This window comes from Ruegeria sp. AO1, assembly GCF_056535985.1.
In genome coordinates this window covers 2,457,038-2,476,743 of the sequence record NZ_JBQFJC010000001.1, presented here as the reverse complement: position 1 = coordinate 2,476,743, position 19,706 = coordinate 2,457,038, and the positions used below count along the sequence as shown (strand labels likewise).

The following is a 19,706-nucleotide window of genomic DNA, read 5'->3' as shown; positions in this document are numbered from 1 at the left end:
TTGAAGTCGCAAACCGTCCTTCGTGTCGCGCGTAGGATGGCGGTGTCGTTTTCAGACTTAGGGTCAATTCGCTTGGAAAATGTTCACGCTTCGTGCTATCCGTTGAAAAAAGATCACAAAACCCGAGCGGGCTGAGGCGAAGCATGCGAATTCTGGGCATTGATCCGGGGCTTAGGACCCTGGGATGGGGCGTCATCGAATCAAATGGCAGCCGGTTGAGCCACGTTTCGAACGGTTTGTGCAAATCTGACGGGGATGATCTGGGCGAGCGGCTGCTGTCTCTGCACAATCAGATTGTCGAGGTCATCGCCGAATACAGGCCCGACCAAGCTGCGATTGAGCAGACTTTCGTGAACAAGGACGGTGCCGGAACGCTGAAACTCGGTCAGGCGCGAGGTGTTGCATTGCTGACGCTGGCACAGGCCGGGCTACCGGTGGGGGAATATGCTCCGAACCGGGTCAAGAAAACCGTCGTTGGTGTTGGGCATGCCGAGAAAGAGCAGGTCCTGCACATGGTCAAGCTGCAGCTGCCGGGCTGTTCACCCAAGGGCGCGGATGCAGCCGATGCGCTGGCGATCGCGATCTGTCACGCCTATTACGGCAAGACACAACAGCCGCGTGTGAAAGAGGTGAGGGCATGATCGGTAAACTGACAGGGCGTCTGGACTATCGCGCCGCAGACCACATCCTGATCGACGTGCGGGGCGTGGGTTACATCGTCTATTGCTCGGACAGGACCATGGCTGCGTTGCCGGGCGTGGGTGAGGCGGTCTCGATCTACACAGATATGGTCGTGCGTGAAGACTTGATGCAGCTTTACGGGTTTCTCTCACTGATCGAGAAGGAATGGCATCGACTACTGTGTTCGGTTCAGGGCGTCGGGGCCAAGGTCTCGCTGGCCATTCTCAGCGCGTTGGGGCCGGATGGTGTCAGCCGCGCGATTGCTCTGGGCGATTGGGGCGCGGTGAAGGCTGCCAAGGGGGTTGGCCCGAAGACCGCGCAGCGCATTGTGCTGGACCTCAAGGACAAGGCGCCGGGGGTTATGGCGATGGGCGGCACCGTGACCGAGGCGATGGACGGCCCAGCGTTGGAAGTTATTGAAACCGTCGAGCCGCAGCCGGCGCCGAAACGGACTGCGAAACCGGCCTCGGGGTCGGCGGTGGCCTCTGCGGGGGCGTTGTCGGCCTTGTCGAATCTGGGATATGGCCCGTCCGAGGCGGCCTCGGCCGTGGCGGAGGCGGCGGCCAATCTGCCCGACGCGGGTGAGGCTGAATTGATCCGCGCGGCGCTCAAGCTGTTGGCTCCGAAAGGGTGATTGAATGGTAGACGCCGATCCCACGCTGCGGCCTGACCCTCTGCCCGAAGACAATGACCGCGCCCTACGCCCGCAGGGGCTGGATGAGTTCATCGGTCAGGCCGAGGCGCGTGCGAACCTGCGCATCTTCATCCAATCCGCCAAGCAGCGCGGCGAGGCGATGGATCATACGCTGTTCCATGGTCCCCCGGGTTTGGGGAAAACCACTTTGGCGCAGATCATGGCGCGCGAGTTGGGCGTGAATTTCCGTATGACCTCTGGTCCGGTTCTTGCCAAGGCGGGCGACCTGGCGGCGATCCTGACCAATCTGGAAGCGCGCGATGTGTTGTTTATCGACGAAATCCATCGTCTGAACCCGGCGGTCGAAGAAGTTCTCTATCCTGCAATGGAGGATTTCGAACTCGATCTGGTAATAGGCGAAGGTCCAGCTGCCCGCACCGTTCGGATCGAGTTGCAGCCGTTTACGCTGGTTGGAGCCACAACGCGGATGGGTCTGCTGACCACGCCGTTGCGCGACCGTTTTGGTATTCCGACCCGGTTGCAGTTTTATACGGTCGATGAGTTGCATGAGATTGTCACCCGAAACGCGCGCAAATTGGGTGCGCCGGCGGACGACGATGGTGCGCGTGAGATTGCACGCAGGTCGCGTGGGACGCCTCGGATCGCAGGCCGTTTGCTGAGGCGCGTGGTGGATTTTGCTATCGTCGAAGGCGACGGGCGGATTACCCGCGAATTGGCCGATGGCGCGCTGACACGTTTGGGTGTGGATCATCTCGGGTTGGACGGTGCAGACCGTCGGTATCTGAAACTGGTCGCCGAGAACTATGGGGGTGGTCCGGTTGGGATTGAGACGATGTCGGCGGCCTTGTCGGAAAGCCGTGACTCGCTTGAGGAAGTGATTGAGCCATATTTGTTGCAGCAGGGGCTGATCCAACGCACGCCACGCGGGCGGATGCTAGCACAGAAGGCGTGGACGCATTTAGGCATGGCGGCACCAAAAGGTCAGAGCGATCTGTTTGGTTGAAGCTAGTGCTGATGGATTTTATGCCTTCGGCGAGAGTATTTTTGAAAAGATGAAGGGCTGGGCGTGACACCGGACGAGATCGAGGCGCTGTTTACGCGCGAGGGCGGAGAATTCCTGTTTGCGCGGTGGGGTCGCCCCATTGTACCGATCGTTTTCGGTGTCGAGGATGAGACGCTGGCAACCGTCAAAGGCGCGTTCGAAGCGGTGGTAACGCTGGCCGGTCACAAGATGGCCGAAACGGACCCTGAGTTGGGCGCCAATTGCATGGTCTTTTTCTTCCGCGAATGGCAGGAACTGCTGGAGGTTCCGGATCTGGACCGCCTTGTCCCCGATCTTGCACCTTTGGTTGAGCGTCTGGTTGCGGCGGACGCCAATCAGTACCGCATCTTCAGGTTCGAAGAAGACGGCGCGATCCGCGCGGCCTTCGTATTCCTACGCATGGATAAAGAGCTGTCCAAAGTCCCGGCCGAGACTCTGGCGCTCAGTCAAGTGGTGCAGACCATTCTGCTCTGGTCGGATACGGCGTTTCGAAAGCAATCGCCTCTGGCTGTGGCGGGTGAGGCGACGATCCTGCGCCCGGATATTGCAGGCCTGATCCGGGCTGCTTACGATCCAATCTTGCCGGGGGCGGCGCAGGATGCCTCGCACGCGTTGCGTTTGTTTGCCCGGTTGGAGCCGCCGCAATGAAGCACATCTTTCCGGTTCGCGTTTACTATGAGGACACCGACATGGGCGGGGTCGTCTATCACGCGAACTACCTGCGCTACATCGAACGTGCGCGCTCGGACTGGGTGCGCCGTTTGGGCAATGACCAGAACGCCATGCGGGATGAGGGGATCGTTTGGGTCGTACGGCGGGTCGAGGCGGACTACCTTTCTCCCGCCAAGTTTGATGACGAATTGATCGTCGAAACAGAAGTGACCGAGATTTCCGGCGTGCGCCTGACCATGGCGCAGCTGGTGAAACGGGGTGAGACCGATATTTTCCGTGCTTCGGTCACGGCGGTTTGCATCAACAAAGACGGAAAGCCGATCCGTCTTCCGGCAGAGATTCGCGCATTGATGTAACATTTTCGCAGCCGGGGGTGGTTCTGTTGGCTTTTCAACCCCAACTGCGTTAGCGTTTGGCAAAACAAGGCCAAACAAACGGCCATCAGGCAAAAAAGAGCAGGTTCATGGAAGCTGAAACGCTGGCGCTGGCGCAGGAGATCGATTTCTCCATGTGGGGGCTGTATGCCCGCGCGACCTTTATCGTAAAACTGGTGATGCTGATGCTGATCGCGGCGTCGATCTGGTCTTGGGGCATCATCATCCAGAAACTCATCAACTATCGCGCGGCCCGGCGTGAAGCGCAGAAGTTTGATGAGAGCTTTTGGTCCGGGAACCCGCTGGATGAGTTGTTTGAGCAGATCGGCTCGCAGCCCGATGGCAGTTCCGAGAAGATTTTTGCGGCTGGCATGATCGAATGGCGCAGGTCGCATCGCACGGATGGCGGTTTGATCGCAGGGGCGACGGCTCGGATCGACCGGTCCATGGATGTGGCCATCGCAAAAGAGGCGGAGACTCTGCAGAAAGGTCTGCCGATCCTGGCGACTGTCGGATCGACCGCGCCGTTTATTGGTCTGTTCGGTACGGTCTGGGGCATCATGAACGCCTTTATCGAGATTGCCGAGCAGCAGAATACCAACCTCGCCGTTGTGGCCCCCGGCATTGCCGAGGCGTTGCTGGCCACCGGTCTGGGCCTGCTGGCCGCGATCCCGGCGGTGATTTTCTACAACAAGCTTAGCGCGGATAGTGACCGGATCGTTGGAGGCTATGAGGCCTTTGCCGATGAGTTCGCCACAATTCTGTCGCGTCAGTTGGACGGCTGACCATGGGGGCAGCGGTTCAGCAAAGCTCGGGCGGGAACGGACGCAGGCGCGGACGGCGGCGCGGTCGCGCCCAGCCGATGGCTGAGATCAACGTCACGCCTTTTGTCGACGTCATGCTAGTGTTGTTGATCATCTTCATGGTCGCAGCTCCTTTGCTAACAGTTGGTGTGCCGGTCGATCTGCCCAAGACTGCCGCAAGCGCCTTGCCCGGCGATAGTGAGGAACCGCTTACCGTCACGCTGACAGCCGATGGCCGTATTCAGATCCAGACAACGGATATCGCACGCGACGAGCTGATTGGACGTTTGCGCGCCATCGCGGCAGAGCGCAGCAGTGACCGTGTCTTCCTGCGGGCGGATGGGGCGATCCCCTACGCGCAGGTGATGCAGGTTATGGGCGCGCTGAATGCGGGCGGGTTTTCGAATGTGGGTCTGGTGACGGATACCGGCGGGCCGACGCTGGACGATGGGTAAAGGTGGGGTCGCGCGGTGGATACCGGCACCAAGATTTCAGCGATTGCGCATGTCAGCCTGATCGGCTGGGCGTTGTTCGGCGGCACCTTCCGGTCCGAGCCGCTGCCGACACAAGTGCAGGATGTTTCCGTGATTTCGGCTGAGCAATTCGCAGCGCTCACGGCGCAGCGCGACGCGCCTGAGTTGCCGGAGTCTCCGGGTACTCTGGAACAACCCGACGCGCCGGAACCTGAGGTCAGCACCCCTGAGGTGACACCGGAAGAACAGCCGCGCCCTGAACCCGTGACGCCCGCAGAGCCGGAGCCCGAGACTGTCCCCGAAACGGTCGAGGTTCCGCCTGAGCCTGAGTTGCCCGAAGAACCTCCGACGTTGACGGAACCGGAAACGGCCGCCTTGCCGGTGCCGCCGGGACCTGAAGCGCAACCCAGCCCGGCTGAGCGTGTCGCGCCCGAGGCCATCGCGCCGCCTCCGCCCGAGGCTGAACCGGATGAGGTGGAAACGCCCCCGGTCTCACTGGACGAAGGCGCTGAGACGCAGCAAGAGCAACAAGATCAGACGGCCCCTGAAGAAGCCGCGCCCGAGATCGTGACCGAGGCCGAAGAGACCGACGAGCCAGCGCCTCTGACCTCTCCGCGCCCGCGTGTGCGGCCCAACCGTCCTGAACCCGCACCTGAGGTTGCGGAAACTCCGGAACCGGCGCCGGAAACCCCAACGCCGACGCCTGCGCCGGACAATAGCGACGCCATCAATGACGCGTTGTCCGAGGCATTGGCGGGCGGAACTGAACCCGCCGGCCCACCGCTCACCAGCGGTGAAAAAGACGCGATGCGCGTTGCCGTGTCGCGGTGCTGGAATGTCGGATCGCTGTCGACCGATGCGCTGAACGTTGTAGTGACGGTTGCGTTCTCGCTCAATCGTGATGGCACGATTATCAGCGAGAGCATTCGGTTGCTGAACAGCTCTGGCGGTGCTTCGGGTGCCGAAAATCAAGCCTATCAGGCGGCCCGACGCGCAATTTTGCGCTGCGGCGCGCGTGGATATGATCTGCCGGCTGACAAATACGATCACTGGCAGGATATTGAGATTACATTCAATCCCGAGAGGATGCGGATCAAATGATGAAACTTCTGACCAGCCTCTTTCTTGGGCTGACCCTGGTGTCAGCTCCGGTTTACGCTCAGAACAACCCCCTGCGGTTGGAAATTGATGAAGGCATCATCGAGCCGATGCCGTTTGCAGTTCCCAACTTCGTGCCCGACGGCCCGGCGGCGACGCAGTTCGCTAACGATATCTCGCGTGTTGTTGCGGCGGATTTGACCGGAACGGGGTTGTTTCGCGAAATCTCCTCGGACGCGTTTATCAGCCGGGTCAGCAGCTTTGATGCTCCGGTCCAGTTTGCCGATTGGAAAGCGATCAACGCGCAGGCTTTGGTGACAGGGGCGGTGAATGTCTCGGGCAAGCGGCTGACGGTTCGGTTCCGGGTCTGGGACGTGTTCTCGGGGCAAGAGCTTGGGAATGGTCTGCAACTGGCGGGCACCACGGATGGCTGGCGGCGCATGGCGCATAAGGTTGCCGATCAGGTCTACAGCCGGATTACGGGCGAGGGCGCCTATTTCGATAGTCGCGTTGCGTTCGTGTCAGAAAGCGGCCCGAAGAACCAGCGCCTCAAACGGTTGGCGATCATGGATTATGACGGGGCCAATGTTCAGTACATGACGGATAGCGCGGCCATCGTTCTGGCCCCGCGCTTTTCCCCGACAGGCGAGCAACTGCTCTACACCAGCTATGAAAGCGGCAGCCCGCGGATCTACATTCTGGATGTCGGTCGTGTGCAGCGGCGCGAGCTGCGAACGCAGGACGGCACCATGAGCTTTTCTCCGCGTTTTTCGCCCGACGGGCGGTCGATCGTGTATTCGCTGATTCAGGGCGGCAATACCGATCTGTGGCGGATGGATTTGGCCTCGGGTCAGAGTACCCGCCTGACCAACACGCCTGCGATCGAAACCGCGCCCAGCTATTCGCCGGATGGCAGCCAAATCGTGTTTGAAAGCGACCGCTCGGGCACGCCGCAGCTTTATGTGATGGCGGCAAACGGGGGCGAAGCGACGCGGATCAGCTTTGGTCAGGGACGGTATGGTACGCCGGTCTGGTCGCCGCGTGGTGATCTGATTGCGTTTACCAAGCAGAACAAAGGCCGGTTCCATATCGGTGTGATGCGCACCGATGGTAGCGAGGAGCGCCTGCTGACATCGTCCTTCCTCGACGAAGGCCCGACCTGGTCGCCAAACGGTCGCGTCATTATGTTCACCCGCGAAACACAGGGCGCAAGCGGACGTGCGACGCTCTATTCCGTGGATATCTCGGGTCGGAACCTGCGCCCAGTGCGCACGCCGGATGGCGGCAGCGATCCGTCTTGGGGACCGTTGCAGAATTGATCGCCGCCACTGCGCGGCAAAGTTCACAAGAAACAGTCGCTGTGATAGACAGGCGGCAACAAACAAAACAACGAGGCACTTGAGATGAACGTATTGGGCAAAATCCTGGCCTTGGGCGCGCTGAGCGTGGTCGCGGCCTGTACCAACAATGATCCTTCGGCTTTGGGTGGCAGCGGCGCTGGTGGTAGCGGCTCGATTGTCGCTGGCTCACCTAGTGATCCGCGCTCGCCCGCTTATTTCCAGCAGACGGTCGGGGATCGTGTTCTGTTCGCGGTTGATCAGTCCACTTTGTCGCCGCAGGCGCAGACTGTTCTGCAAGGACAGGCGGAATGGTTGCTGGCCAACCCGGATTACGTGGCAACCATCGAAGGTCACGCGGATGAGCAGGGCACGCGGGAATACAACCTTGCGCTGGGCGCACGTCGGGCCAATGCGGCGCGTGAATACCTGATTTCGCGTGGGGTCGCAGGCAATCGTCTGACGACGGTCAGCTTCGGCAAAGAACGCCCGATCGAGATTTGCAGCACCGAGGATTGCTATTCCAAAAACCGCCGCGCGGTGACGGTGCTGACCGGTTCAACCTTGGGGTAAGACGATGAGAGTTGCAGGATGGGTTCTGGCCGCAATTGTGGCAACAGCGGGCTTGGCGCAAGCGCAGGATCAGCAGACCCTGGCGGACATCCGGCAGGAGCTGACAGTGCTGCATGTCGAGATACAGCGCCTCAAGCGTGAGTTTTCGACCACCGGCTCTCCTGCGCCGAACCTGTCTGGCAGCTCGATCCTTGAACGTGTCGATGCGATTGAGGCCGAGCTGCAGCGCCTGACCCGTCAGACTGAGCAGCTGAACCAGCGCGTCCAAAACATCGTTACCGATGGCACCAACCGGATCGGAGATCTTGAATTCCGACTGGTCGAGCTGGAAGGCGGCGATTTGTCGACACTGGGTGAGACCTCCACCTTAGGTGGCGAAGGGGAATCCACCGCTGCCATCACACCCGCTCCAACGGAACCGAACACTTCGGACCAAGGCGAGCTGGCCGTCGGCGAGCGAGCGGATTTTGATGATGCGTCGCAAGCATTGGCCGATGGTGATTTCCAGACTGCTGCGACGATGTTTGCACAATTCGACACCTCTTATCCCGGCAGCCCGCTTGCTCCCGAGGCGCATTTGAACCGTGGCAAAGCGCTCGAAGGGCTCGGGGATACGCGCGAAGCCGCACGTGCATTCCTCGCCAGCTTCACCGGAGATTCCGAAGGAGCTGTGGCGCCCGAAGCTCTGTTCGAACTTGGCGCTGCTTTGGGTCGTTTGGGCCAGACCGATCAAGCCTGTATCACCTTGTCCGAGGTTGGCGTGCGCTTCCCGGCTTCCGGGCAAGCCACCAGTGCGGTGCAGGAAATGGCCTCTTTGGGGTGTTCTTGACCCAGCAATTCGACACACTGATAACCGAATTGCGCGCCCGATTGCCTGAACGATTGCCGGAGCGTCTGGGCATCGCGGTCTCGGGTGGAGGAGACTCGGTTGCGCTGATGCACCTTTTGCACCGTATTGCGTCTGACGAAGGGGTGAAACTATTCGCCGCCACGGTCGACCACGGTTTACGCGCTGAGTCCGCGGATGAGGCCCGAACGGTTGCAAAACAGGCCGCCACGTTGGGTATTCCCCACGATACTTTGCGGTGGCAGGGGTGGGACGGCGCAGGTAATTTGCAGGATCACGCCCGGCAGGCGCGGTATGCCTTGCTGACCGAATGGGCGAAGAGCAACGACATCAGCGCCATTGTATTGGGCCATACGGCGGATGATCAGGCCGAAACACTTCTTATGCGATTGGCCCGTTCGGCCGGGGTGACGGGACTGTCGGGTATGCCAAGCAGTCGAACCCACGATGGGATCGACCTGTTGCGCCCTATGCTAGGGATCACTCGAGACAGGCTGCGGGCCCATTTGACCGAGATTGGCGCGCAGTGGATTGAGGACCCCACGAATCAGGATACCCGCTTTGATCGGATCAAGGCGCGGCAAGCCGTGTCGGATTTAAAGCCGCTTGGTATTTCGGCCGAAACTCTGACGCGCGTCGCCGACAACCTCACACAAGCGCGTGAGGCGTTGGAACGTTATGCGCAGGACTCCGCCCAACGGGTTGCTACGGTCGATGCCGGGTCCGTTGTGCTGGATCGCGATTGCTTTGCCGCGCTGCCCGAAGAAATCCGCCGCAGGGTTCTGGTTGGCGCTGTTTCATGGATCGCGGGCCCCGGCTACCCGCCGCGCCAATCGACTGTGGATCAGGCGTTGCAGGCCATTCTGAACGGGGGTCCCGCCGCAATTGGGGGCTGTTTGCTGTTTTCAAAGGCAGAAAAACAGTGGATCTGCAGAGAATTCAACGCGGTTGACGGCCTGACCGCGAAAATCACGGCTACATGGGACGCGCGATGGGTGCTGTCCGGCCCCGATATTTCGGGTGCCGAGATTCGGGCTTTGGGTGAAAACGGGCTGCAGATGCTGCCCGACTGGCGTGCCACGGGGCGTCCACGGCTTGCTTTGCAAGCGTCCCCAGCGGTTTGGAGGGGCGACATACTTGAGGCCGCACCACTGGCCGGTTTCGCCAATGGTTGGAGTGCTGATATGGCCCCTGATTGGCCCGAGTTTCAGGCATCTTTTTTATCGCATTGAACCTCAGCCAATCCTCTCTATTTTAAGAAGCAACCCGGCAGGTCCTTGTCTGCCGAAATCTTTTAGGAGAATTTCCTTGGGCAACGCTCGTAATATCGCCTTCTGGGTCGTTCTGTTCCTGCTGATCCTTGCACTGTTCAACCTGTTCAGCGGACCGGGCGGGACACTTCAGGGCAATGAACGCACCTATTCCGACTTTGTCAGCGCCGTTCAAAGCGGTGAGGTCAAGAATGTCACGCTGGATGGTGAGCAAATTCGCTACACCACACAAAGCGGCGCGAATTACACCACGATCAAACCCGGTGACGCCGAGGTCACGAAGCTACTGATCGATGAACAGATCCCGGTCGAAGCGGTCAAGCAGCAGCAATCAGGCTTCCAATCGTTCCTGATCACTCTGCTGCCCTTCCTGCTGCTAATCGGCGTTTGGGTCTACTTCATGAACCGGATGCAGGGCGGCGGCAAAGGCGGCGCGATGGGCTTTGGCAAGTCCAAGGCCAAGATGCTGACCGAAAAGCACGGCCGCGTGACCTTTGATGACGTTGCTGGCATCGACGAAGCCAAGGAAGAGCTGGAAGAGATCGTTGAGTTCCTGCGCAACCCGCAGAAATTCTCGCGCCTTGGCGGCAAGATTCCGAAAGGTGCTCTGCTCGTTGGCCCTCCGGGTACCGGTAAGACGCTGCTGGCCCGCGCGATTGCGGGTGAAGCGGGTGTGCCGTTCTTCACCATCTCGGGTTCTGACTTCGTTGAAATGTTCGTCGGCGTCGGTGCGAGCCGTGTTCGTGACATGTTCGAGCAGGCCAAGAAGAACGCGCCTTGTATTGTCTTCATCGACGAAATCGACGCCGTGGGTCGCCATCGTGGTGCCGGCTATGGCGGTGGTAACGATGAGCGCGAACAGACGCTCAACCAATTGCTGGTCGAGATGGACGGCTTTGAGGCCAACGAAGGTGTGATCATTCTGGCCGCGACCAACCGTAAAGACGTTCTGGACCCGGCTCTGCTGCGTCCCGGCCGTTTCGACCGGAACGTGACTGTTGGGAACCCCGACATCAAAGGCCGCGAGAAGATCTTGGGCGTGCATGCGCGCAAGACGCCTCTGGGCCCTGATGTTGACCTGCGTATCATCGCGCGCGGTACTCCGGGCTTCTCGGGTGCGGATCTGGCGAACCTCGTGAACGAAGCCGCTCTGATGGCTGCGCGTGTAGGCCGTCGCTTTGTCACCATGGAGGACTTTGAGAACGCCAAGGACAAAGTGATGATGGGGGCTGAGCGCCGCTCGATGGTGCTGACCCAAGATCAAAAGGAAAAGACCGCGTATCACGAGGCTGGCCATGCTGTTGTTGGTCTGGAACTGCCGATGTGCGATCCGGTCTATAAGGCAACGATCATTCCGCGTGGTGGCGCGTTGGGTATGGTTGTCTCGCTGCCCGAAATGGATCGTCTCAACTATCACCGTGATGAATGTGAGCAGAAGCTGGCCATGACTATGGCGGGTAAGGCGGCCGAGGTCATCAAATACGGTGAAGACCATGTCTCGAACGGCCCGGCGGGCGACATCATGCAGGCCAGCCAACTGGCCCGCGCGATGGTGATGCGCTGGGGTATGTCGGACAAGGTCGGCAATATCGACTACGCCGAAGCCCATGAAGGCTACTCGGGCAACACCGCTGGTTTCTCGGTCTCTGCCCATACCAAAGAGCTGATCGAGGAAGAGGTGAAGCGTCTGATCCAGCAGGGCTATGAGCGCGCCCACCAGATCCTGACCGACAAGAGTGAGGAATGGGAGCGTCTGGCGCAGGGCCTGTTGGAATACGAAACCCTGACCGGCGACGAGATCAAGCGGGTCATGAATGGGGATGCGCCGACCGAAGGCGATGACGAGGGCGACAGCCCGGATCAGGGCAGCGCGCCCAGCGTCACGGCTATTCCTAAGACCAAGCCCAAGAAATCTCCACCCGAAGGTGGGATGGAGCCGGAGCCAACCGCATAAACACGAGAAACCCGAGGTCCAGACCTCGGGTTTTTTCTTTTCATCCGCTAACTGCTCGTCATTATGCGCGCAGATGGATGAAGAAGGAAAACCCCATGCCGTTCCTGCGTGAAACCGAATACTCTGCCGAGGTCGTCTGGTTAGGGCGCGTCCCGGCCGGTCAGTCGCTGCGCGCTGAGCCCGTTGAAACGTTGGAGTTTGGCTTTGACGGAGTGCAGGGCGAACGGCACGAGGGGTTCAACCGTGCTTCATGCGTGCGGGTCAGCAATGTCTACCCGAAAGGAACCGAGATTCGGAATGTCCGTCAGGTGTCGATTCTGTCAACTGAGGAACTGTCCGAGATTGCCGCCGCGATGGAGATGGACAAGCTCGATCCGTCCTATCTGGGGGCCTCGATCGTGTTGAAGGGCATCCCTGACTTTTCTCATATCCCGCCGTCTTCGCGCCTTCGGTCCGAGGCGGGTTTGACGTTTACAGTCGATATGGAAAACGCACCTTGTGTCCTGCCCGGACGTGAGATCGAGGCGGATCACAGCGGCTACGGTGCCGCCTTCAAACCGGCCGCGCAGGGGCGGCGGGGGATCACGGGATGGGTCGAACGGCCCGGAGCTCTGCATATCGGCGATCGTTTACAGCTGTTTGTTCCCGATCAGCCGCTCTGGCAGCCATAGCGCTCATTCGTTTCCGATTGGAAACGCTTGAAATTAAGCGACGCCGTTTCGCGGCACGAATATGTCGGAATCCTTAGCCACTGCTTGGGTATGCAACTGTATGGGTTTGTCAGCACCGACGCGCCGCGTCGGTTTTGCACGGCATTCAATCAGGGACCCTGCCCAATGAGCTACAAATCTGACATCGAAATCGCGCGCGAAGCGAACAAGAAGCCGATTCAGGAAATCGGCGCAAAGATCGGTATCGAATCTGCCGATCTGCTGCCTTACGGCCACGACAAAGCGAAGGTCAGCCAGGACTTCATCAACTCGGTCCAGGACCGCGACGATGGCAAGCTGATCCTGGTCACCGCGATCAACCCGACCCCTGCGGGTGAAGGCAAGACCACCACCACCGTGGGTCTGGGCGATGGCCTGAATCGCATCGGAAAAAACGCGATGATCTGTATCCGTGAAGCCTCGCTTGGCCCGAACTTCGGCATGAAGGGCGGCGCTGCAGGTGGTGGTTACGCTCAGGTTGTTCCGATGGAAGAGATGAACCTGCACTTCACAGGTGACTTCCACGCGATCACTTCGGCGCATTCGCTGCTGTCGGCGATGATCGACAACCACATCTACTGGGGCAACGAAGCTGAGATCGACGTCCGCCGCGTTGCATGGCGTCGTGTTGTCGACATGAACGACCGTGCTCTGCGTCAGATCACTGCCTCGCTGGGTGGCGTGTCGAACGGCTTCCCGCGTGAAGCAGGCTTTGACATCACCGTTGCGTCCGAAGTTATGGCGATCCTTTGCCTGGCAAACGACCTGAAAGACCTGGAAAAGCGTCTGGGCGACATTATCGTTGCTTACCGCCGCGACAAGACCCCGGTTTACTGCCGCGACATCAAGGCAGAAGGCGCAATGACCGTTCTGCTGAAGGACGCAATGCAGCCGAACCTGGTGCAGACGCTGGAAAACAACCCCGCCTTCGTCCACGGCGGCCCGTTTGCGAACATCGCGCACGGCTGTAACTCGGTCATCGCAACTAAAACTGCTCTGAAAGTTGCTGACTATGTCGTAACCGAAGCAGGTTTCGGCGCCGACCTGGGTGCCGAAAAGTTCATGAACATTAAGTGCCGCAAAGCCGGCATCGCACCGTCGGCTGTTGTTCTGGTTGCCACCGTGCGCGCGATGAAAATGAACGGCGGCGTTGCCAAAACCGATCTGGGTGCCGAAAACGTCGACGCGGTTCAGTCTGGCTGTGCAAACCTTGGACGTCACATCGAGAACGTGAAGTCCTTTGGTGTGCCGGTTGTTGTCGCCATTAACCACTTCGTCACCGACACCGACGCCGAAGTTGAAGCGGTCAAGAGCTACTGCGCCGATCACGGTGTTGAGGCGGTTCTGTCGCGTCACTGGGAACTGGGCTCGGAAGGCTCGGCGCCTCTGGCTGAGAAAGTTGTTGAAATCGTTGAAGGTGGCACCGCGAACTTCGCGCCGATCTACCCCGACGATATGCCTCTGTTCGAGAAAGTCGAAACCATCGCCAAGCGCATCTACCGCGCGGACGAGGTTCTGGCCGACAACAAGATCCGCAACCAGCTGAAGGAATGGGAAGCCGCCGGATATGGCAACCTGCCGGTCTGCATGGCGAAAACCCAATACTCGTTCTCGACCGACCCGACCCTGCGTGGCGCACCCACCGGCCACTCGGTTCCGGTACGTGAAGTTCGTCTGTCCGCAGGTGCCGGCTTCATCGTGGTTGTCTGCGGTGAGATCATGACCATGCCGGGTCTGCCGCGCAAACCTGCCGCTGAGACAATCCGTCTCAACGAAGAAGGTCAGATTGAGGGCTTGTTCTAAGCCGATTTTTGAACCATCTCGTGGTCCGGGGATTACACCCCGGGCCATGAGGAGATCACGATGCCCACTCTGACCCCGCCGCAAGACTGTGAGACGATGCAGGACTTGCGCGTTCAGATCGACAAGCTGGACCGCCAACTGATCGAGATGTTGGTGACGCGCGCGGAATATATCGATCGCGCCTCGCAGTTGAAGCCAGGCGAAGGCCTTCCGGCCCGAATCCCGGACCGTGTCGAAGAGGTGGTGCAACGTGTGCGCGCAAGCTCGGATCAAATGGGGATGGACCCGGATCTGGCCGAAAAGCTCTGGCGCATTTTGATTGACTGGTCGATTGCCCGCGAAGAGCGCGTGATTGGCCCTGACTGAACACCCGGGCGCTCTGCGCCCGATCCGTTTTTGGAAAGAAGGGATCACAGGATGGTAGCCCAGGTTATCGACGGCAAAGCCTTTGCGGCCAAAGTGCGCGCGCAAGTGGCCGATCAGGTTGCAAAGCTGAAAGAAGAAAACGGCATCACGCCCGGTCTGGCCGTGGTTCTGGTGGGCGAAGACCCTGCAAGCCAGGTCTATGTGCGCTCAAAGGGCAAGCAGACCGTTGAGGTCGGCATGAACTCGTATGAGCACAAGCTGGACGCAGAGACCTCCGAAGAGGACCTGTTGGCGCTGATCGACAAGCTGAACAACGATCCTGCGGTTCACGGTATTCTGGTGCAGCTGCCTCTGCCCAAGCACCTGAACGAAGACCTGGTGATCAACTCGATCGATCCGGCCAAGGACGTTGATGGCTTCCACATCTCGAATGTGGGCCTGCTGGGTACCGGTCAGAAGTCGATGGTTCCCTGCACCCCCCTAGGCTGCCTGATGATGCTGCGCGACTATCACGGCTCGCTGTCGGGTATGGATGCGGTTGTAATTGGCCGCTCGAACATCGTGGGCAAGCCGATGGCGCAACTGCTTCTGGGTGACAGCTGCACCGTAACCATCGCGCATTCTCGCACCAAGGACCTGCCGGACGTCGTGCGCCGCGCCGACATCGTTGTCGCCGCCGTAGGCCGCCCCGAGATGGTTCCGGGCGATTGGATCAAAGAAGGCGCGACCGTGATCGACGTGGGCATCAACCGCATTGAGCGCGACGGCAAAAACAAGCTGGTCGGTGACGTCGACTACGCCAGCGCCGCGGAGCGTGCGGGCGCGATCACTCCGGTTCCGGGTGGCGTGGGTCCGATGACCATCGCCTGCCTGCTGGCCAACACTCTGACCGCGTGCTGCCGCGCCAACGGCCTGCCAGAGCCCGAGGGCCTTACAGCCTGATCCACGACTTCGTCGGACCGCGCTGTGCAGTCCGACCCTGACGAGACGCGGGCCGGATCAGCGGCCTGCGCCTTAACCTATGCATGAATTGTGTTTTACAGGACCTCAATTCATGATAGCTTTTATTTCCCAGTCAGTTGCCGAGTAAACATCGTGACCGTCCAAGATGTCCTGACTGGGTCTTGGGCCGCTGTTCTGTAAGTATGAAGTTAAACCTCGCGCTATTGCGTTCTCATTGTACCCCACAGCGGGTGATCGCAGGCGTTGTTTTCTTGCCTTTGCTGGCCTACGTATTTCCCCCTTTTTTGGCCGCGGATTTGCCTTTTTCCCTGCGTTTGCTGTTCTGGGTCGGCGTTATGGTGTTGGCTTTGGCCGCCATTTGGGCCGCGCGGAATGTGATTGAACGACATCAGGTTTTGGAGCAGCTGCCCGCGCGCGATCTGGCCTATGCGGTTGTGATTCTTGCGATGTTCACTCCGACCCTCTGGCTTTTGGCGTGGTTGCTGTTCACCTGGGGTGGTCATATGGCACCTGAGATGGCTACTGTTGCCAGTTACGGCATATTGTTTGCCACAGGCCTGTTGCTGGTGCGTCGGGCCGAATGGCACGATGGCAAGGTCGAAGCCGAACCTGAGCTAAAGCCGATGCCACGGCTTGCGCGCCGTCTGCCCGAGAGTTTTCAGGGTGAGTTCTACCGCCTGACCGTGCGCGACCACAATGTGGACGTCGTTACCTCCGAAGGGACCTTTACGATCCGCTCTCGCTTTACCGATGCCATAGACGAGATGGAACCTGTACCGGGCCATTGCTCGCACCGGTCGCATTGGGTGTGCGATGAGGCCGTGGCGGGTGTTGAGCGGTTAGAGGGCAAGATCTTCCTGCGTCTGGTCAATGGAGATCTTGTTCCGGTCAGCCGCAAGTACCGGCCGATGCTGGAAGAGGACGGCCTGATCTGAGGCGCTGCACGACGTCCTTTCGTCTCAGCGAGGCATTGGGATCATCTGCGGTTTAGGGCCCGTTAGGATTGCCAATGCCTTCGGTCCCATCAGACCAGTCAAAACCTGATCCGAGCTGCGCAACCCGCCTGTGTAGGTGCCAAAGGCGGGCAGGATCAGACGATTTGAATCGAACAGAAAAGCCGGGCGTGTAATGCTGCGGCCACGCGCGCGCAGCGTGGCCTTTGGGTGATAGTGACCTGAAATCTCGCTTAGTGCCCCGGACTGTGCGATATGGCGAAAGGTGAGCGTGTCGCAAGTCCACTCGGCCAGATGCGTGCCGCCGAGTTCAACTGGGCCTGGGTCGTGATTACCTTCGATCCAGATCCAGCGACGACCGGCTTGGAGGGTGGCAATGCGCAGCCTCTCGGGGTCGGGCAGCGACAGGGAGGCGTCCAGATCATCAAAGCTGTCCCCCAAGCAGATCACGGTCGCGGCGCCCGTACGCTCCAGATCCGCGGCCAGCCGGTCCAACGTGTCCTGACTCTCATAGGGCGGCAGGATCGCGCCACCGCGTCGGGCCATGCGTTCGGACTTGCCGAGATGGAGGTCGGATACGCACAGCAATTGCCGCTCGGGCCACCACAATGCGCCCGAGGGTAGGGCGCTCAGGTTCTGCCCTGCAAAGGAAAACTCAACCTTGTTCACGCAACGTTCTTCGCGCGTTTTGCGCGCCCGCGCAAGGTGGATCAGAGGGTATCCAGCCCGGCCGCCTGCAGCAATCGCGCACTTTCCTCCGCCAACAAACGTTCTTCGCCGGCCCCTTTTACCGGAACTTTTCCAACTTCTAGGAACAAGGGTGCGGCGAGAGGTGACACGCGGTCCAGCCGAACCAGATCAATCCGGTCGCCAATCCGTTCGACCATCGCCTCGATCCGGCCGAAATCGACAAGGCCGCGCATGGCCTCTTCGCGGGTGATCTGCATCAAAAGGTGGTCGGGGTCGTATTTCAGCAGCGTGTCGTAGAGGATATCTGACGAAAAAGTAGCCTGCCGACCGCTTTTGCGTTGCCCGCCAGTGTTGCGCTCGATCAGGCCTGCGATGGTGGCCGAGACGCGGAAGGTGCGCTTCATGACGGCATTGCCAGCCAGCCATGTGTCCAACCTGTCGCGCAGCGCATCGATCCGAAACAGAGGCGTCGGATCGGTCACTGCATCCAAGCCCCAGATCAGGGTCGCGTAGTCGGTCGCAACAAATCCGAGAGGGGCAAGGCCTGTTTCCTCCATGCGTTTGGTGAGGAGTAGGCCCAAGGTTTGTTGCGCATTGCGTCCGGCGAAGCCGTAGACACAAATATGCTCGCGCCCGTCGCTGGGAAAGCTCTCGACCAGCAGGCGGTCGCGTTGGGGTAGGCGAGAGACATGCCGCTGCAACTTCAACCAGTCGGCTGTGTGTTGCGGCAGCTGAGGCCAGTCGGTCTGCGCAAACATGCGCAGGATACGGTCGCTGAGCTGGGTTGAGGTGGCGAACTTGGTTCCCGCGAACGTGGCGATTTTGGGCTTCTTGTCGGCACGGCGGCTGACTTCGACCACAAGCTCGCGCAGGCCCTCGTAGCGCACGATCTGACCGCCGATCAGGAAGGTGTCGCCGGGGGTCAGAGTGGCTGCAAAAGCCTCCTCCACCTCGCCCAGTGGTTTACCGCCCCTGCTGCGTTTCAGGCGGACTTTCAGGGTGTCGCTGTCCTGAATGGTGCCGAGGTTCATCCGAATGCGGGCCGCGGCGCGGGGGTCACGTAGCTGCCACAAACCGTCGGCGCGTTGCTGCAACCGTTGCCACCGGTCATAGGCCCGCAGGGCATAGCCACCGGTCGCGCAGAAATCGAGGCAGTCGTCAAACTCGGGCCGCGTCAGTTGCGCAAACGGTCCGGCCGAGGTCATTTCAGCGAACAAAGCATCCGCATCCAACGGTCCCGCAGATGCCGCGATCAGGATGTGTTGGCACAGCACGTCTCGGGGGCCTGCGCCGCGCGGCTCTCCGTCCAGATCATGGGCTTTTGCGGCCTCAAGCGCGGCCACGCATTCGACCACTTCAAACCTGTTGGCGGGGACCAGCAGGGCTTTGGACGGCGCGTTGTAGCGGTGATTTGCCCGTCCGATTCGCTGCACCAGCCGCTTGACGTTCTTGGGCGCGCCGATCTGAATGACCAGATCAACGTCACCCCAGTCGATGCCTAAATCGAGAGAGCCGGTGCAGACGATGGCGCGCAGGTCACCTCGGACCATGGCGGCCTCGACCCTTTCGCGCTGCTGGCGATCCAGACTGCCGTGATGGATTCCGATGGGCAGGCTGTCCTCGTTTGCAAGCCACAGATTGTGAAAGAAAATCTCGGCCTGCGCGCGGGTGTTGTGGAAGACCAGAGTCGTCTTGTGTTGGCGGATCTGGTCCAGCACTGCCGGGATCGCATAGGCCGCGCCTCCGCCCGACCATGGCGGCATCTCGGCCGTTTCCAGCATCGCGATGTCGGGATCAGGGCCGGGGTCGGCCTGAATGATCTGACACGGGTCGGGGTGACGGGCCAGAAAGCGGGCAATGGCCTGAGGGTCCTCGACCGTGGCTGACAAACCCACGCGGCGCATGTTCGGGCACAAAGTCTGAAGCCGCGCCAGCGCCAGCATCAGTTGATCCCCGCGTTTGCTTTCGGCCAAAGCGTGAATTTCATCGACGATCACACGCTGCACCCCATCAAACATGCGTGGTGCGTCCTCATATGAGGTCAGCAGAGCCAGACTCTCGGGCGTGGTGAGCAGGATATGCGGCGGGTCAGCGCGTTGGCGTTTTTTCTGCGTGGCTGAGGTATCGCCGGTGCGGTCCTCAATACGGATAGGCAGGCCAATCTCGTCCACGGGCGTGCGCAGGTTCCGTTTGATGTCCGCTGCAAGGGCTTTTAGGGGCGACACGTAGATCGTGTGCAACCCGCTATGCGCGCCATCCGAAAGCTCGGCCAATGAGGGCAGAAACCCCGCCATCGTTTTGCCGCCGCCAGTGGGTGCAATCAGCAAAGTGGCCGGGTCTTGCGCCCGGTCGAACATGTCCTGCTGATGAGGGTGGATGGTCCAGCCCTTGGTGCTGAACCAAGTGCCGATCCGGGCGGGAATCTGCGTCATATGCGCAGA

General features: G+C 60.2%; 20 protein-coding genes. 18 read left to right on the top strand and 2 right to left on the bottom strand.

Translation table 11 applies throughout. The features are described from left to right. Positions 1 to 143 precede the first annotated feature (143 nt). The 18 genes from ruvC to ACR3FB_RS12145 all read left to right on the top strand — a co-directional run bounded on the left by ruvC (position 144) and on the right by ACR3FB_RS12145 (position 16,557). Complete coding sequence (gene ruvC / locus ACR3FB_RS12230) at positions 144 to 641, top strand: crossover junction endodeoxyribonuclease RuvC (protein WP_170477543.1); 498 nt, start codon at positions 144 to 146, stop codon at positions 639 to 641. Then, positions 638 to 1,315: a Holliday junction branch migration protein RuvA gene (gene ruvA, locus ACR3FB_RS12225; protein WP_425083882.1), complete on the top strand. Its 678-nt coding sequence runs from the start codon at positions 638 to 640 to the stop codon at positions 1,313 to 1,315. Before ruvC ends, ruvA begins: the two co-directional genes overlap by 4 nt. Positions 1,316 to 1,319: 4 nt before the next feature. Further along, positions 1,320 to 2,339 carry a Holliday junction branch migration DNA helicase RuvB gene (gene ruvB / locus ACR3FB_RS12220; RefSeq protein WP_170462271.1) on the top strand — a complete coding sequence of 340 codons (1,020 nt, stop codon included), beginning with the start codon at positions 1,320 to 1,322 and terminating at the stop codon, positions 2,337 to 2,339. Between the two features lie 63 nt (positions 2,340 to 2,402). Further along, positions 2,403 to 3,026 carry a hypothetical protein gene (locus tag ACR3FB_RS12215; protein WP_480563531.1) on the top strand — a complete coding sequence of 208 codons (624 nt, stop codon included), beginning with the start codon at positions 2,403 to 2,405 and terminating at the stop codon, positions 3,024 to 3,026. After that, positions 3,023 to 3,406, top strand: coding sequence for a tol-pal system-associated acyl-CoA thioesterase (gene ybgC, locus ACR3FB_RS12210; RefSeq protein WP_170472006.1), 384 nt, complete (start codon positions 3,023 to 3,025; stop codon positions 3,404 to 3,406). The genes ACR3FB_RS12215 and ybgC overlap by 4 nt, the downstream gene beginning before the upstream one ends. 107 nt (positions 3,407 to 3,513) lie before the next feature. Beyond that, positions 3,514 to 4,209 (top strand): protein TolQ, encoded by a 696-nt coding sequence (gene tolQ / locus ACR3FB_RS12205; RefSeq protein ID WP_480563533.1) that lies wholly within the window; start codon positions 3,514 to 3,516, stop codon positions 4,207 to 4,209. A 2-nt stretch (positions 4,210 to 4,211) separates the two neighbouring features. Next, positions 4,212 to 4,682: a protein TolR gene (gene tolR, locus ACR3FB_RS12200; RefSeq protein WP_170462265.1), complete on the top strand. Its 471-nt coding sequence runs from the start codon at positions 4,212 to 4,214 to the stop codon at positions 4,680 to 4,682. 15 nt (positions 4,683 to 4,697) lie between these two features. Then, positions 4,698 to 5,801 (top strand): energy transducer TonB, encoded by a 1,104-nt coding sequence (locus ACR3FB_RS12195; RefSeq protein WP_480563535.1) that lies wholly within the window; start codon positions 4,698 to 4,700, stop codon positions 5,799 to 5,801. Then, the gene (tolB, locus tag ACR3FB_RS12190) at positions 5,798 to 7,117 is read left to right on the top strand and encodes a Tol-Pal system beta propeller repeat protein TolB (RefSeq protein WP_480563537.1); all 1,320 of its coding nucleotides are present in this window, start codon (positions 5,798 to 5,800) and stop codon (positions 7,115 to 7,117) included. Before ACR3FB_RS12195 ends, tolB begins: the two co-directional genes overlap by 4 nt. Positions 7,118 to 7,201: 84 nt before the next feature. Further along, positions 7,202 to 7,708 (top strand): peptidoglycan-associated lipoprotein Pal, encoded by a 507-nt coding sequence (pal, locus tag ACR3FB_RS12185; RefSeq protein WP_170462258.1) that lies wholly within the window; start codon positions 7,202 to 7,204, stop codon positions 7,706 to 7,708. Positions 7,709 to 7,712: 4 nt separating this feature from the next. Continuing rightward, positions 7,713 to 8,537: a tol-pal system protein YbgF gene (ybgF, locus tag ACR3FB_RS12180; protein WP_480563540.1), complete on the top strand. Its 825-nt coding sequence runs from the start codon at positions 7,713 to 7,715 to the stop codon at positions 8,535 to 8,537. Beyond that, positions 8,528 to 9,787, top strand: coding sequence for a tRNA lysidine(34) synthetase TilS (gene tilS, locus ACR3FB_RS12175; RefSeq protein ID WP_480563542.1), 1,260 nt, complete (start codon positions 8,528 to 8,530; stop codon positions 9,785 to 9,787). Before ybgF ends, tilS begins: the two co-directional genes overlap by 10 nt. A 76-nt stretch (positions 9,788 to 9,863) precedes the next feature. Further along, positions 9,864 to 11,780, top strand: a complete 1,917-nt coding sequence (ftsH, locus tag ACR3FB_RS12170) for an ATP-dependent zinc metalloprotease FtsH (protein ID WP_170639309.1) — start codon at positions 9,864 to 9,866, stop codon at positions 11,778 to 11,780. A gap of 95 nt (positions 11,781 to 11,875) precedes the next feature. After that, entirely contained in the window at positions 11,876 to 12,451 is a 576-nt protein-coding gene (locus tag ACR3FB_RS12165) for an MOSC domain-containing protein (RefSeq protein ID WP_480564970.1), read from the top strand. A 165-nt stretch (positions 12,452 to 12,616) separates the two neighbouring features. Then, a complete protein-coding gene (locus ACR3FB_RS12160) occupies positions 12,617 to 14,293 on the top strand; it encodes a formate--tetrahydrofolate ligase (RefSeq protein WP_480563544.1) in 1,677 nt (558 codons plus the stop codon). 60 nt (positions 14,294 to 14,353) lie between these two features. Beyond that, entirely contained in the window at positions 14,354 to 14,659 is a 306-nt protein-coding gene (locus ACR3FB_RS12155) for a chorismate mutase (RefSeq protein ID WP_170640400.1), read from the top strand. A gap of 51 nt (positions 14,660 to 14,710) precedes the next feature. Then, positions 14,711 to 15,601, top strand: coding sequence for a bifunctional methylenetetrahydrofolate dehydrogenase/methenyltetrahydrofolate cyclohydrolase FolD (gene folD, locus ACR3FB_RS12150; protein ID WP_170477523.1), 891 nt, complete (start codon positions 14,711 to 14,713; stop codon positions 15,599 to 15,601). A 317-nt stretch (positions 15,602 to 15,918) separates the two neighbouring features. Next, a complete protein-coding gene (locus ACR3FB_RS12145) occupies positions 15,919 to 16,557 on the top strand; it encodes a LytTR family DNA-binding domain-containing protein (protein ID WP_480563547.1) in 639 nt (212 codons plus the stop codon). A gap of 24 nt (positions 16,558 to 16,581) precedes the next feature. On the opposite strand, the gene pdeM is transcribed toward ACR3FB_RS12145, so the two are convergent. Both pdeM and ACR3FB_RS12135 read right to left on the bottom strand, forming a co-directional pair. After that, a complete protein-coding gene (pdeM, locus tag ACR3FB_RS12140) occupies positions 16,582 to 17,244 on the bottom strand; it encodes a ligase-associated DNA damage response endonuclease PdeM (RefSeq protein WP_480563550.1) in 663 nt (220 codons plus the stop codon). Between the two features lie 41 nt (positions 17,245 to 17,285). Further along, complete coding sequence (locus ACR3FB_RS12135; RefSeq protein WP_480563552.1) at positions 17,286 to 19,697, bottom strand: ligase-associated DNA damage response DEXH box helicase; 2,412 nt, start codon at positions 19,695 to 19,697, stop codon at positions 17,286 to 17,288. Between the last annotated feature and the right edge of the window lie 9 nt (positions 19,698 to 19,706).

Excerpts from the sequence above, each read along its gene's own strand:
- pal (WP_170462258.1), top strand. The coding sequence starts at position 7,202 with ATGAACGTATTGGGCAAAATCCTGGCCTTGGGCGCGCTGAGCGTGGTC.
- ruvB (WP_170462271.1), top strand. The coding sequence starts at position 1,320 with ATGGTAGACGCCGATCCCACGCTGCGGCCTGACCCTCTGCCCGAAGAC.
- ACR3FB_RS12165 (WP_480564970.1), top strand. The coding sequence starts at position 11,876 with ATGCCGTTCCTGCGTGAAACCGAATACTCTGCCGAGGTCGTCTGGTTA.
- tolR (WP_170462265.1), top strand. The coding sequence starts at position 4,212 with ATGGGGGCAGCGGTTCAGCAAAGCTCGGGCGGGAACGGACGCAGGCGC.
- ybgC (WP_170472006.1), top strand. The coding sequence starts at position 3,023 with ATGAAGCACATCTTTCCGGTTCGCGTTTACTATGAGGACACCGACATG.
- ACR3FB_RS12155 (WP_170640400.1), top strand. The coding sequence starts at position 14,354 with ATGCCCACTCTGACCCCGCCGCAAGACTGTGAGACGATGCAGGACTTG.
- ruvA (WP_425083882.1), top strand. The coding sequence starts at position 638 with ATGATCGGTAAACTGACAGGGCGTCTGGACTATCGCGCCGCAGACCAC.
- ACR3FB_RS12160 (WP_480563544.1), top strand. The coding sequence starts at position 12,617 with ATGAGCTACAAATCTGACATCGAAATCGCGCGCGAAGCGAACAAGAAG.
- ACR3FB_RS12135 (WP_480563552.1), bottom strand. The coding sequence starts at position 19,697 with ATGACGCAGATTCCCGCCCGGATCGGCACTTGGTTCAGCACCAAGGGC.
- tolB (WP_480563537.1), top strand. The coding sequence starts at position 5,798 with ATGATGAAACTTCTGACCAGCCTCTTTCTTGGGCTGACCCTGGTGTCA.
- ybgF (WP_480563540.1), top strand. The coding sequence starts at position 7,713 with ATGAGAGTTGCAGGATGGGTTCTGGCCGCAATTGTGGCAACAGCGGGC.
- tolQ (WP_480563533.1), top strand. The coding sequence starts at position 3,514 with ATGGAAGCTGAAACGCTGGCGCTGGCGCAGGAGATCGATTTCTCCATG.
- folD (WP_170477523.1), top strand. The coding sequence starts at position 14,711 with ATGGTAGCCCAGGTTATCGACGGCAAAGCCTTTGCGGCCAAAGTGCGC.
- ruvC (WP_170477543.1), top strand. The coding sequence starts at position 144 with ATGCGAATTCTGGGCATTGATCCGGGGCTTAGGACCCTGGGATGGGGC.